This is a genomic window from Micromonospora sp. S4605 (assembly GCF_003176715.1).
Classification (GTDB): domain Bacteria; phylum Actinomycetota; class Actinomycetes; order Mycobacteriales; family Micromonosporaceae; genus Micromonospora; species Micromonospora echinaurantiaca.
This window is the reverse complement of record NZ_QGSW01000118.1, coordinates 1-13,086: the sequence shown is the minus strand read 5'-3', so window position 1 is coordinate 13,086 and position 13,086 is coordinate 1. Positions and strand designations below refer to the sequence as shown.

The 13,086-nt window shown below is 72.5% G+C and carries 13 protein-coding genes and 1 tRNA gene; 7 read left to right on the top strand and 7 right to left on the bottom strand.

Going from position 1 to position 13,086, the window contains the following annotated elements; genetic code table 11:
* On the bottom strand, positions 1-1,265 hold a 1,265-nt coding region (locus DLJ47_RS07860; protein WP_109899397.1), incomplete at its 3' end, for an MFS transporter.
* Between DLJ47_RS07860 and DLJ47_RS07855 the strand changes: the two genes are divergently transcribed.
* Positions 1,264-1,968, top strand: coding sequence for a hypothetical protein (locus DLJ47_RS07855; protein ID WP_446723541.1), 705 nt, complete (start codon positions 1,264-1,266; stop codon positions 1,966-1,968). The genes DLJ47_RS07860 and DLJ47_RS07855 overlap by 2 nt on opposite strands.
* Before the next feature lie 94 nt (positions 1,969-2,062).
* Here the strand turns inward: DLJ47_RS07855 and DLJ47_RS07850 are convergent, their stop codons facing one another.
* A complete protein-coding gene (locus tag DLJ47_RS07850; protein ID WP_146228053.1) occupies positions 2,063-3,073 on the bottom strand; it encodes a hypothetical protein in 1,011 nt (336 codons plus the stop codon).
* A 265-nt stretch (positions 3,074-3,338) separates the two neighbouring features.
* Entirely contained in the window at positions 3,339-5,813 is a 2,475-nt protein-coding gene (locus DLJ47_RS07845) for a choice-of-anchor D domain-containing protein (protein ID WP_146228052.1), read from the bottom strand.
* A gap of 21 nt (positions 5,814-5,834) precedes the next feature.
* Here DLJ47_RS07845 and DLJ47_RS35345 point away from each other — a divergent pair, with 21 nt between their 5' ends.
* From DLJ47_RS35345 to DLJ47_RS37855, 5 genes are read left to right on the top strand one after another with little or no spacing between them, the layout of a single operon-like run.
* Positions 5,835-6,080, top strand: a complete 246-nt coding sequence (locus DLJ47_RS35345) for a hypothetical protein (protein WP_146228051.1) — start codon at positions 5,835-5,837, stop codon at positions 6,078-6,080.
* A gap of 49 nt (positions 6,081-6,129) precedes the next feature.
* Complete coding sequence (locus DLJ47_RS07840; protein WP_109899394.1) at positions 6,130-7,341, top strand: macrolide family glycosyltransferase; 1,212 nt, start codon at positions 6,130-6,132, stop codon at positions 7,339-7,341.
* Between the two features lie 3 nt (positions 7,342-7,344).
* Positions 7,345-7,836 carry a hypothetical protein gene (locus tag DLJ47_RS07835; protein WP_109899393.1) on the top strand — a complete coding sequence of 164 codons (492 nt, stop codon included), beginning with the start codon at positions 7,345-7,347 and terminating at the stop codon, positions 7,834-7,836.
* The gene (locus tag DLJ47_RS07830) at positions 7,833-8,756 is read left to right on the top strand and encodes a hypothetical protein (protein ID WP_199235741.1); all 924 of its coding nucleotides are present in this window, start codon (positions 7,833-7,835) and stop codon (positions 8,754-8,756) included. Before DLJ47_RS07835 ends, DLJ47_RS07830 begins: the two co-directional genes overlap by 4 nt.
* A gap of 37 nt (positions 8,757-8,793) precedes the next feature.
* Positions 8,794-9,138, top strand: a complete 345-nt coding sequence (locus tag DLJ47_RS37855) for a zinc finger domain-containing protein (protein ID WP_446723540.1) — start codon at positions 8,794-8,796, stop codon at positions 9,136-9,138.
* Between the two features lie 55 nt (positions 9,139-9,193).
* On the opposite strand, the gene cpt is transcribed toward DLJ47_RS37855, so the two are convergent.
* Both cpt and DLJ47_RS07815 read right to left on the bottom strand, forming a co-directional pair.
* Entirely contained in the window at positions 9,194-9,796 is a 603-nt protein-coding gene (gene cpt / locus DLJ47_RS07820) for a chloramphenicol phosphotransferase CPT (protein WP_233257709.1), read from the bottom strand.
* A gap of 51 nt (positions 9,797-9,847) precedes the next feature.
* Positions 9,848-10,447, bottom strand: a complete 600-nt coding sequence (locus tag DLJ47_RS07815) for a TetR/AcrR family transcriptional regulator (protein WP_109899390.1) — start codon at positions 10,445-10,447, stop codon at positions 9,848-9,850.
* Positions 10,448-10,547: 100 nt separating this feature from the next.
* On the opposite strand from DLJ47_RS07815, the gene DLJ47_RS07810 reads away from it, so the two are divergent.
* A complete protein-coding gene (locus tag DLJ47_RS07810) occupies positions 10,548-11,705 on the top strand; it encodes an FAD-dependent oxidoreductase (RefSeq protein ID WP_109899389.1) in 1,158 nt (385 codons plus the stop codon).
* Between the two features lie 134 nt (positions 11,706-11,839).
* Here DLJ47_RS07810 and DLJ47_RS07805 read toward each other — a convergent pair whose 3' ends face one another.
* A complete protein-coding gene (locus tag DLJ47_RS07805) occupies positions 11,840-12,607 on the bottom strand; it encodes a hypothetical protein (protein ID WP_109899388.1) in 768 nt (255 codons plus the stop codon).
* Positions 12,608-12,776: 169 nt separating this feature from the next.
* A tRNA-Pro gene (locus tag DLJ47_RS07800) sits at positions 12,777-12,853 on the bottom strand.
* Positions 12,854-13,086: the final 233 nt, after the last annotated feature.

Genomic DNA, 13,086 nt, shown 5'->3' with positions numbered 1-13,086 from the left:
GGTTCCAGGGTCGTGGCGGCAGCGGGCACCCGGCCGTCCTGCTCGGGGGTGAGCAGCCGGCGCAGGGAGAGGGCCAGCAACGAGGCGACCAGGCAGCCACCGACCACGAAGGCGACCCAGACCCGACCGTCGGCCGCCCCGATCAGCGGACCCGCGGTCACCGGGCCGACCACCCCGCTGATCCCGAAGATCATCGAGCTCATCGCGTTGTAGCGGCCGCGCAGCTCGTCGGTGGCCAGCGCGTTGGTCAACGCGGGCATCACCGGCGAGAGCATGGTCTCGCCGAAGCCGAAGATCGCCGAGCAGGCCATCACGCAGAGCGCCGCGACCAGTGCGTTGCCCGTATCGATCACGCCGGCGAAGCCGAGGACCAGCCAGGCGGTCGCGAAGACCGCGCCCACCACGGCGAGCGCGCCGGTACGGCTGCGCCCTTCCATCCGGCGGATCACCACCAGTTGGGCGAGCACGATCATCACCGTGTTGCCCGCCAGCGCCCACGCCACCACCCGCGGGGTCACCTCGGCCACCCGGACGGCGTACGCGGTGAAGCCGACCTCGATCTGGGCGTAGCCGCAGGTGGTGAGGACCAGGCCGAAGATCACCAGGCGGCGGAACGGGCGGTCGCGGAGCACTGTCAGGTAGCCGCCGCTCGGGGCCTTGCCCCTGGTCGTACGGGTGGTGAGCCGGTGCCCGACGCCGGGCAGGGTCAGCAGGATCAGCGCCGGCATCAGGTAGGTCACCGCGTCCAGCAGGTAGATCAGCTGGAAGGTGACCGGGCGCCCGGTGTCGACGATCGCGCCGGAGGTCAGGCCGCCGACGCCGATGCCGAGGTTGAGCAGGGCGAAGTTGAGCCCGAAGACCCGCTGCCGCTCGCCGTCGTCGGTGAGCGAGGCGAGGATGGTGTTCTGCCCGGACCAGATGGCCGAACTGCCGATGGCGATCACGGTCATCACCAGGAAGGCCGAGCCGGTCGAGTCGACCAGCGCCAGCGAGCCGGTGCCCACCGCCTCGATGAGCAGGCAGGGCAGCACCACCCGGCGGGCGCCGAACCGGTCGATCAGCGTGCCGCCGACCGGCGACAGCGCCAGGGTCACCGCGCCGTACCAGCCGATCACCAGGCCGGCCCGGGCGTCGGTGAGCCCGCGTACGTCGGTCAGGTAGATGAACAGGAACGGCAGGGTGAGGCCGCGCCCGATCGCCGAGAGCAGGGTGCCGACGAGGATCCGGCGGGCTTCCGGACGACGGGGTAGGGCGCGACGCAGCATGTCAGCGATTCTGTTCGCCGGGTACGACAGGTGGCGAACCGTTTACCGGCGCCCGCGCGGGTGCCTGGCCGCCGAGGTGACCAAGGCCACGGCCGCTGCCCGCCTCGACGGCGCCGGGCCGACCGATCCGAGCGTCGCCCTCGACCGCATCGCCGTCGGCCCGGCCCGGCGGCTCGGGCGGGTCGCCTCGGCCGCCCGTGGTGTCGGGGTGCTCTGCCATGCTGACCCGGTGACCGTGACCTGGCGACACCTGCCCGCGCCCGCCCGTGAGATCGCCGTCGCGGCCGCCGAGGCGGTCGAGGCCGCGCGGGTCCGCGACCAGGAGGCCTACGAGACGTCCGTCGGGCGGCTGGCCGGGGCGGAACGGTCGGGTCTCGTGCTCGGGGCGGTGGTCCGGCTGCTGCTGGAGGAGACCCACCCGGACGGGCTGGCCGGTGACGACGTCCGGCAGGTGCTGGAGCGCTGCGTCCGGTCGGCCGCCGGCTGGCGACCGGACGTCGACCCGCACGTGGTGCTGGTGCTGCTCGCCGGTGCGCTCGGGGTGTACGACCCGGGCGACGACGACGCCCCGCCCGACCCGGCGGCGGTCGCCCGGCACGCGCCGCTGCTCGTCGCGGACCTGCTGGCGGTCACCGGCCGCCCACTCGACAACTATCTGACCGCCGCCTTCGCCGAGATCGAGCGCACCGAGCGGCACGACTGACCGCGACGGCCGCGACCGATAGCGGATCCGGCAACCGCCCGCGTCGCAGCCGGGTGACCACGGCGCCGCGGCCGCCGGAACCCGACCGTCCGGGTCAGCGCAGCGTCGGGGTCGAGCGCAGGTCGTCGGTCGACGGGTCGCCACCGCGGCCGATCGACTTCACGAACGCGCCCAACTGCCGCACCTTGTAGGAGGTCCGTCCCGAGCCCAGCCAGTACTTCCACGGGTAGTCGGTCATCGCGTTGCCCAGCGCCGCGAAGTGCCGGGCGGCCCGGGGGCGGTCACCGGCCAGCGTCCAGGCGTACGCGAAGCGGCTGTGCGCCATCACCCAGCCGTGCACCGGCCGGTAGGCCGGGTGGTCCACCGAACGCTCGGCGGCCCGGCTCAGCTCGGCCCGGACCCAGGGCTGGCGCAGCCAGCCGGTGGCCGACTTCTCGGCGCGCGCCTGCTCGATGTGTGCCTCGGCCACCACCGCCGCGCTCAGCGAGCCGGGCGGCGCCTGCGCCGCGCACTCGGCGGCGAACGCGTGCAGCTGCGCGAACGAGCCGCCCCACTTCGGACAGAGCTGTTGGGCGAGGGCGATCTGCGCGTTGAACGGGTGCGGCCGGGAGCGGGCGGCCTGCTCGTAGCGGCGTCGCGCCTCGGCCTGCCCGACGCTCAGCCCGCGCGCGATGTGCACCCGGGTGGTCCACGCCGAGACGTTGCCCGGTTCGCCGCCGGTGACCTGCTCGAGCAGTTCGTCGGCGCGGCCGAGGTAGGCGTGGAACCGCTCGAACTGCTCGGGCTTCGTGTACTTCGCGGCGCGGGCTCCGCGCGCCGCCCAGCCCATCGTGACCCAACGCGCGCCGAGCAGCGTCCCGGCCAGCTCCGGCGCCAGCGGGCCGTGTACGGCCGGTTCGAGGAACGTCTCGCTGCCATCGACGTTCGCCACCACCTCGGCGGCGAACGAGGGGTCGTGCTCGGCGGGCAGCCCGGCGAAGAAGTCGACCACGGCGGGCCAATCCCGGCGTACCGCCGCCCGGCGCAGCGGCCGCAGGTCCGGGTGGTGGCTGGTGACGCTCAGCCTCGGCAGGCCGAACGCGGTGACGATCCTCGGGGCGGACACGCCGCAGAGCATAGGCATCCCCCGTCCGGCCCGCCGCCCCGTCACCGGCGCGGGTCGCGGTCGGTTCGGGCGGGCGACATCGACCATTCGGCGGCCCGCCCATCGGCGTCCGTCGGGTCGCCGGCGCGTCCGGAGTGGGCCGGGTGCGGGCGCGGTAGCCGACCCGGAAACACCGGAGGGGCACATCCGATCGGATGTGCCCCTCCGCCGTTCGGTGCCGGGGACCGCCCGCGCCGTGGCGGCGGCGGTCCCCGGTCTCACCCGGTCACAGTTGCTTGGCCCGCTCCGGCGCCGGCACCGTCGGGGTCACGGCCGAGGGATCCGCCGGGGCGGCGTCCCGCGCCCGCGCACCGGCTTCCCAGTCGGCTGGCGCCGACGGCGGGTACCGGTAGAAGGTGCCGACCACGTCCACCACCACGTCGCAGTAGCCGCTGGCGTTGTAGACGTTGAATCTGCGATCCGGCCCGACCATGGTCTGCACCGCGTTCGGCACGACCGACCCGGCGGTCGGGTTCAGGTTGGAGGTGCTCGGCCGGCCGATGCCGTCGATGCCCGCCGGCCAGACCGTCAGGAAGGTGGTCTGGGTCGGCTTGACGGCGGTCACGTTCGTCGCCAGCGCCCGCGTGTCGGCGTCCGTCACCGGGGACGGCGCGGCGATCGTCGCCGTCTGCCCCGGCCCGAGCCGCGCCGGCCAGCCCTGCCCGGCGCGGGTGTCCGCGATCCGGGTCGGTACGGCGGGCGAGAAGCGCAGCCCGTTGGGGAGCGTTCCGTCGTCGTAGAACCCGACGAGGTCCACGATGACGTGCGTGCTGGTGCTGGTGTACACCCCGATCGACGGCAGGCCGGTGGCGCTGCCGCAGTCGTCACAGGGTGTCGTCGGCACCACGGCGAAGTTCGGCACCGTGGCGCCCTTCACGTAGTTCAACGTCGACGTGTTCGGCAGCCCGTACGCGTATCCGCTCCAGGCGGTCAGGAAGCCGGAACCGGTCGGCGAGGTGGCGGTGATGTTGACAGCGAACGCGCGGACCCGCGGGTTGATGGTGCTGTTCCAGTTCGCGACCGAGTTGAGGTAGTGGTCGGCCGGGAGGCGGGAGCCCCAGGTCCGCGTGTCGGTCAGCCGGATCGGCTTGGCGAGCGCGTGGTACTGCCCGCCGTCGTAGCCGGAGCAGCACTCGTGGCCCTTGGAGTAGTAACCGAACACGTCGGCGACGAGGTGCGTCGAAGCGCCGGCGTTGTAGAGGTTGACCTTGCCGTTCGCGCCGACCTTGACGGTGACCGAGTTGGCTCCGGTCCAGCCCTTGACGTAGTTCAGCGACGAGGCGTTCGGGCGCGCCACGTCCGACGGGTAGACCGTGACGAAGCCGCTGCCGGTGGGGCCGGTGACGGTCACGTTGAGCACCACGGTCGAGGCGTCCGTGGGCACGCCACCCGCCCCGGTGACCTGGAGCGACACCACCTTGCCCGAGCCGACCAGCGCCTTCGGCGCGCCCTTGCCGGAGCGGGTGTCCAGGATCCGGTACGGCGACATCGTGGAGTAGGTGCCCTTGTCGGACTTGTACCCGTTGACGCCCAGCGAGAGCTGCGTCGAGCCGGCGAAGCTGTCGTCCGGTAGCGAGATGACCGCCCCACCCTGGGTGTTCTCGGCGGGCCGGGCGACGGCGGTGATCGCGCAGGTCTGCCCCTTGGCCAGGGTCCGGCCGGAGCAGGCGTCGTTGGTGATCTTGAAGTAGGCCGCGTTAGCGCCGACGATCGACGCCGTGCCGAAGGTGATCGGAACGTCGCCCGCCCCGGTGAGCGTCACCGTCTTCGGCGCCGAGGTCTCGTACGCCGGGACGTAACCGAAGTCGAAGTACGACGGCGAGGCGGTGGCGTCCCGGGCGTCGAAGCCCTCCAGGGACAGCAGCCGGGCCACCTTGCCGGCGATCGAGTTCTCGACCAGGGTCAGCACCGCGGTCTGCGCACCGATCGCCGACGCCTTCGGGGTGATGGTCAGCTTGCAGGTCTCGCCGTACGAGAGGGTCTGGCCGGAGCAGGTGTTCGCCGAGATCTCGAACGCGGCCGGGTTCGCCCCGGAGAGCGAGGCCGCGCCGAACGTGGTCGGCTCCGTACCGTTCACCTCGACGGTGACGTCCTGCGGAGTGCCGGCCGCGCCGGCCGGCTGCCGCCCCATCTGCAGCCGGTACTCCCAGCTGTCGGTGGCCTTGTACCCGATGCTCGACTGGAAGCGGATCTCGCCCTTGGCCGTGTCGGTGCCGCCACAGGGGATCGAGAAGCTGGCCGCGAAGGCGGTGAACTTGCCCGTCTCGTCGTCGTACTCGGCCTCGGCGACGTCCAGCGTGCCGGTCTCGCCGGTGCTGCACCCCTGCCCGTCACCGGAAACGTTGAGCGTGGTGATCGACTCTTGCGGGCTGAAGTTGGTCCTGGTCGGGTAGGACTGCCCGGCGGTGAACCGGGTGCCCAGCGGCGGAGTGACGTTCAGGTCGTGCCAGTGGCTGCCGTCGAAGCCGCGCATCACGAGTGCGTAGCCGTTCGCGTTCTGCTGGTAGATCTCCAGCGTGTTGCGGGAGGCCTCGTAGGAGAAGTTGCCGTCGATGTAGCCCCAGCCGTCGAAGTGCATGGTGAAGGCGGTGTGCGGGGCGGCGGGTGGATCGGCGGCCTCGGCCCGGGCCGGGGCGGCCACTGTGGTGGTTGTCAGTAGGACTGCGATGGCGCCGACCAGGGCGCCACGTAGGGTGCGCACGATTCCCCCATGGATAGGTCGATGGCGCGGGATGCCGGGCGACCGCCCGGCGCGATGACCATAGGAGATCGATACGAGCGCGGCAATGAGCCGGATGACCGAGGCGCTCCACGACGAGTCGAGGTCGGCGGCGACAGTGAGCCGATCGCCGCCCGCCGCCACCCCTCACCGCTCGGACCTGCTCGCGCAACAAAAGCCGAGTACCTGGTCCACGACGTGCCGCTCTCCGGCAGCGTCTACGCTGTCACCGAGAAGGGCGGATCGTGATCGTTACATCTTGCCGGGCACTGACTCCACGGCTGTCCGGGGTCGGCCGATGAGCGCCATCGCATTCCTCAACATCGCCATGCACGGGCACGTCAACCCGACGCTGCCGGTCGTGGCCGAGCTGGTCAGTCGTGGTCACTCCGTCACCTACCACGCGCCGCCCGGCTACGCCGAGCAGATCGCCGCCACGGGCGCGCGGGTGCTCAGCTACTCCGGGGACGACGTACCGCTCTCCGGCCCGCCGACGCCGGTCACGGTGATGGAGCAGCTCGCGCGCACCGCCGTACGCGTGCTGCCCGCCGTCCTCGCCGATCTGCGCGGCGCCCGGCCCGACCTGATCGTGCACGACTCGCTCTGCCCGTGGGGGCCGGTGGCCGCGCGGGAACTCGACGTGCCGGCGGCGTCGTCGTTCACCACCTTCGCGTTCAACCGGCAGGTGCCCAGCCCCACCCGTGCCTCCTGGGAGCTGCTCGCCGCGGCGGCGGCCCGGCCCCGCCCCGTCGGGGGCTACCTGCGGTCGCGTTGGGAGCTGCGCCGCCGCTACGACACGGCTGCGCTGCCCCTGGTCGACCTGGCGAACATCCGTCAGCCGCTGAACCTGGTCTACACCTCGCGGGCGTTCCACCCCGGGGCTGACAGCTTCGACCAGTCCTACCGGTTCGTCGGGCCGAGCGTCGGCGCCCGCCCGGTCGACTCGTCGTTCCCGCTCGACCGGCTCCGTGACCCGGTGCTGTACGCCTCGCTGGGCACGGTGTTCAAGGCCGACCCGCAGTTGCTGCGCAACCTCGCCACCGCGCTCGCCCCGCTGGGTGGCACCGTGGTCATCTCCACCGGGCAGACCGACCCGGACGCGCTCGGTACGCTCCCGGCCAACGTGATCGCCCACCGCTCCGTGCCGCAGCCGGAGGTGCTGGCCCGCGCGGCGCTGTTCATCACCCACGGCGGGGTGAACAGCGTCAACGAAGCCCTGTACGCCGGCGTACCGATGCTGGTGGTCCCGCAGGGCGCCGACCAGTCGTTGGTGGCTTCCCGCGTCGTCGAACTCGACGCCGGCCTCTCGGTCCGCACCGAGGACGTCGACGCGGAGGTCGTCCGCGCGCTCGCCCAGCGTCTGCTCGACGAGCCCCTGTTCCGGGCCGCCGCGGATACCCTGCGGGCCGCCCAGCGTGCGGCCGGCGGCTATTCGCGCGCCGCCGACGAACTCGAGCGCTACGCGCAGCGGGCCGGCCAGGTCGCTGTCGATCAGCCGGCACAGGACTGACGAATGCCTGCCGTCGTCGCCGTCCTGCTGCTGCTCGCCGGGCTGTCCGAGGCCGCCGGGCGGCTCCTGCCCGTGGTGGCGCGCCTGTCCGGCGCGTCACGTAGGAGGGTGGTCGGGTTGATGCTGGCCGGTGCCATCGTCGACGGCGCCGTGTTCGCGCTCTGGCCGCTGTCCGCGTGGACCCTCGCCGAGCTGGTGCTGACCACCGCCCCCGCCGAGGAGGCCGCGCTGGTCTGGACACCGGGGCTGGCCGCCCCGCTGCTGCTCGCCGCCGTCCTCGCGTTCCCGCTGCTCGGGCCGCTGCTGCACCTGCTGCTCATGGCCGGAGTGGGGGCCGGCCTCGCCACCGCGCTCGCCGCGACGGCGGGGGTCGGTTGGTGGGACGCCGCCGGCTGCGTCGCCGTCGCGGGGGTCGGGCTCGGGGTCGCCGTCGAGGGCGTCCGCCGCCTGGTCGTGCGGCTCAACACCAGAAGAGCGCCGGAGCCGGTCACGTGATCGAGTTCGCGCTCCTGCTGCTGCTCGCCGGGATCGGGCCGGTCCTGATCGCCGAAGCGCTGCTCGCCCGCTACGAGGTGCTGGCCTACGCAGCGGGCTGGCGGACTCCCACCACCGCGCTCCCCGCAGGCTTGCCGTACGCCCGGGGCGCGGACCCGGACCGCCCGCCGGACGCCTACCTGGTCTATCTGGACGGCATCGGGAAACGCCGCTTCCACGACACCCGGGACGGCGGCCGGCTGGTGAAGTCCCTGATCGCGGGAGCGCCCGAGCTCCGGGTGCTGGGCCAGGTGCAGCCCTACTCTCCGCTGGCCAACCCGCTCGCCAATCGGCCGGTGTGGGTCTGGCTGCGCCGCCACATCGGGCTGGTGCTGTTCCTGCACAACGTGGTGCAGATCTTCGTCGCCGCCGACCGCCGGTACCGTCCCCTGTACAACCGCGCCGTCGGCGCGCAGATCGCCACCCAGCTCCGGCTCGCCGGTTACCGGCCGGACAGCGGCGTACCCGTGGTGCTGCTCTGTTACAGCGGTGGCGCCCAGGTCGCCACCGGCGCGGTGAACGAACTCTGGTCCCAGCTGCGCTGCCCGCTCTGGCTGATCACTCTCGGCGGGTTCCACAACGGCGCCAACGACATCACCCACGCCCAGGGGCTCTGCCAGCTCACCAGCGCCGGCGACCGGATCGAGCGGGTCGGCGCCCGGATCTTCCCGCAGCGGTGGCGGTTGTTCCGCTGGAGCGGGTGGAACCGGGCCGAGCGCGCAGGGAAGATCACGGTGCACCGGCTCGATCCGGCCACCCACGTCGGTCCCCGCAGCTACATCAGCCCGGAGGCCCGGTTGCCCGACGGCCGCAGCTACCTCGACCAGACCGCCGACACCGTGATCGCGCTGATCCGGGACCGCCTCGGCGCCACCGGGTGACCCGGCGCGCCCGCTGCGGTGACCGGCTTGACCGTGGGTGGCCGGCTCTAGCTGGGGGCGAAACCGCCCTCGTCCGGTCGCTGTGACGGGTGTGTGTGACGGCGAGCGCAGCGGGAAGGTCGCTCGGGTGACTGATCCAGGGGAGCTGGCACGCAGCGCGCTCCAGCGAATCCACCAGGCGGCCGTCAGACACCGGGACCCCGAGCTGCACCACGCGGCCGACGACATCGTCCGGGCGGCCCTGGCGAGGGGCCTCGACCCCGGGCCGGTCCAGTCGTACCGCCCCTGCCCGGTGTGCGCGGCGGAACCGGGACAGTTGTGCATCAGCGTCCCGGGTCGTCCCGTGCACCCGGGCGACATGCACCCCGAGCGTACGAAGTAGGGGCGACCACGTCTGGGTCGGCTCAACGGCGTCGACGCTGGCAGCCCGGCCCCGGTCAGCTGATGTGGGCGGCGATGGTGCGCGCGCACACCAGGGACTCGGTATGCGTGGTGTCCACCTCGATGTCGTAGCTGACGCCGTGGTGGACCGCCTCCGCCTGCGACGCGGCCATCCCCGGCACCCGGTCGCCCCGGGCAATCTCGCGACCTGCGGCGACCGCGCTCTGGCACCTGACGCCGACCCACAGCACGTCCAGCCCGGCAAGGGCCCGCTGCCACCGCTGCTGGGATGCCGCCCCGCCGAGGAACACGTCGTCGACGATGACCCGGGCGCCGGCCCGGACCATCGCGGCGACTCCCGCCATCCACGCCGCCTCCAGGGTCCGGAACTGCGGCCCGATGTTCACGCCGCCATCCGCGGTGAACGCGATCCCCGCCGTCGAGGTCTGCATGGACCCGGGCATCGCGTCGATCAGTGAATCGACCGCGATGGCGAGCCACGGATCCGGCAGAACCGCCTGCAGGCACCGGACGATCCCGGACTTCCCCGAGCTGGACCCGCCATTCAACACGATCACCTGAGTCGTCACCGCGCCACCGTATGAGGCGCTTCGCGCAACCTCGAACGGATTTCGGCGGCGGCCGTCCTGCTGCCGCACCCGGATCAACAGCCAGTCGACGGTCGGCTCCTCGGCTGGCGAGGGGCCGGGTCAGGACGGGGCGGCGGCCGGGAAGCCGTCGATCAGCGCGGTCAGAACCTGACGAATCCGGGTGCCCGCCGGCGGGCCGGCGTCGCAGGTGAGTGCGACATGGTGCAGCACGCCGACCACCGCCAGGGCCAGGGCCGCGGTGTCGACGCCAGCGGGCACCCGCCCGAGTCGTTGTTCGGCGGCCAGGTAGTCGGCGGCCGCACGTTCGACCGCCTGCAGTCCGGCGTTCCCGTTCCCCAGCACCGCCTCGACGTTCGCCGTCAGTTCCGGCCGGTAGGCCAACAGCCGGGTCGATGCCACCAGCACGCGCAGCGGGGTCGCCAGGATGGCCTCGCTGAGATTTCCGGCGACGGTGCCGGTTCCGGCACGGGCCGGAAGGCCGGCCACCTCGCCGGAGATCTGGAACGCCCGATCGACCGCGTAGCCGACCAGGAAGTCGTCGAAGTTGGCGAAGTGCACGTACAGCAGCCCGGTGGCGACGCCGGCCTCGCGGGTCACGGCCCGGCCGGTGAGGCGGCTTGGCCCGTCTTCCACGATCACCCGCTCCACGGCAGCGAACAGTTGCTGCCTGAGTTCGGGGATGGCGACGCCGCGTGGCATGCCCGAATTCTAGGCGCTGGCCACCGCCGCTGTTGCGCCAGTATGAGCATCTGCTCATACTGGTTTGAGCACATGCTCATTCTTGGATTGGGGAGCACGGATGAAACGGGCGGTAATCGTCGGCGCCGGTATCGCCGGGCTGGCCACGGCCCTACGTCTCGGACGGGACGGGTGGCGCACTGTCGTCGTGGAACGTGCTCCGGGCCGGCGGAGCAGCGGCTACCTGGTGAACCTGCTCGGGCCGGGCTACGCCGCCGCCGAGCGCCTCGGCCTGCTGACCGCGCTGTCCGCCCGGCAACTGGGTCTGTTCACCACCGTGCTGGTCCGGGCCGACGGGAAGCCCAAGTTCACCGTGCCGTCCGCCATCGCCGAGGCCGCCCTCGGCAAGCGGACCATGTCGGTGTTCCGCGGCGACCTGGAGGCCGCCCTGTACGAAGCGGTGCGCGACCGCACCGAGTTCCGCTTCGGCACCACCGTCACGTCCATCGACCAGGGAGCCGACCGGGTACGGGTGGTGTTGAGCGACGGCACCAGCGAGGACGCCGATCTCGTGGTCGGTGCCGACGGGGTTCACTCCGCGACCCGCAGGGCGATGTTCGGCTCCGGGCACCGGGTCGACCTCCCGTACGTCGTGGCGGCGTTCCCGGTCGGCCATCCGGTGGCGGGCGTGCCGGAGTCGTCCGCCACGACGTTCATCGGGCCGGGACGCACGGCCGCGATCGTCAACCTGGGCCCGCGCCGGTCGTCGGCATTCTTCACGTACCGGTCCGCAGACCCGGGCTCGCAGCTGCGACGCGGGCCGGTGGATGCGCTTGGCGCGGCGTTCGGAGACCTGGGCGCAGGCGTGCCGGACGCCCTCCGCCACCTCGAGCGGGATCCGGCCGATGCCTACTTCGCCGCGGTCAGCCAGGTGGTCATGCCGCGCTGGAGCACCGGCCGGGTGGTGCTGCTCGGAGACGCGGCCTGGTGCGTCACACTCTTCGCCGGGCACGGCGCGGCCCTCGCGCTAGCCGGCGCCGACCAGCTGGGCGCGGCGCTGGAGCGGCGCGGCGACGACATCCCGGCCGCCCTGACCGAGTGGGAAGCGGGCCTGCGGCCGGAGGTCACCAAGCGACAGGCACTCGCTCACCGGGGAATGCGCCAGTACGCGCCGCCCAGCCGGTTCCACGTCTGGCTGGATGACGCGGCCATCCGTGCGATCACCCTCCCGGGCGTCCGCGGTCTCGTCCGGCGCGGGATCGAACGCACGAGCCGTTGAGGCGGCCGCGAAGCCCGGCCGACCGGCTCGCGGGACACGGCTGTCATCCCGATGCCGTCCTGCGCACGGCTCTCTCTGCCGCCTCGGGTCGTCTCCGGCGGCCGCTGCTGGTCGTTTCGACGCCTCCTCGCTGCCTATCCCACTTGGCGGCCGGCCGACTCCGGCGGGTCGCCCACCGTCGCCGCGGCAGCGTTCAGCACGGCCCGGAGCGGGACGTGTGGAAACCCGTCGCCGGTGTCCGGCCCGAGCCGCGTGCTGTAGAAGGGTTCGTCGTCGCGGTCGGCGTCGTCCTGATGGGCCCAGAGGTTGCCGGCCTCGTCCCGCTGCCAGGTGACCTTCTCACCACGGAAGTCGGCGCGTTCGAGCCAGTCGGCGCCGCACGGCCAGTAGCCCTTCCAGTGCGGAGGGCGTAATGCGGCGTATGCCTCATCGACGGCGGCGACGGCCCGGTCCACGTCGTCATCGTCGAAGACGGCGGCGAATCGGCACAGCAGGGCCAACGGAGCCCCGGGGTGCTGCAGCCGCGGATTCCGCGCGGCGATCGCCCGGCAGATCAGGTCGAGTTCGGCCCAGCGCAACGCGTGCGGGTGCCAGTGTGCGAGGTCGTCCCAGCCGAGTTCGGCCGGCTCTGCCAGGTCAGGGGTGGTGACACCCAGGCTGTAGGAGTCGGCCGAGGCGTCGATGCTCAGTACGACCTGGTGGCCAGCGCCGACCTCGAAGGCCACGTCGAGCGACGAGTCGGCGGAATCCTCATCCGCGTCGTCGTCGTCATCGTCGTCGTCCAGTAGGTCTTCGAGGTCACCGAGCCGATCCGCCCCCGGTCCCTCCTCGTGGGCGAAGGTGTACCGCGCCCAGAACACCGGATCGTGCAATGACTCCTGCAACATTGATGGAATCGCCACCAGGAGAACCTATAGCGGCGTCGGCCGCTGCTCCCACGGGCGGCCGGCCACGTATCCCACCAAGAGCACCGAGGCCACCGGCACGCACTCCTGCCGCAAGCCGAGCCGCGATCGCCGGAAACGCAGGTCAAGGCCCCTCTGCTGAGGGGCCTTGACCTGCGTTTACCTCTGGTCGGGGTGGCCGGATTTGAACCGACGACCTCTTCGTCCCGAACGAAGCGCGCTACCAAACTGCGCCACACCCCGAGGCGTGCCGACAAATAGTAGCCCACCCGCTTCGACGGTCAAACTCGGTACCCCCACCGCCGCCCGACCGCCCGCGGAACGGCCCAGATCCGCACAACTTCCCGGATGTAGTGGCCTCACCAGGCCGTCGACACCACTACTTCCCGGATGTTGCGCGGATCTTGGGCCGCCCGCGCCGGCCCGCCCGCGCCGGCGGGCAGGCCGGCGGGGCCGGGCGGGGTGGTCAGCGGGGG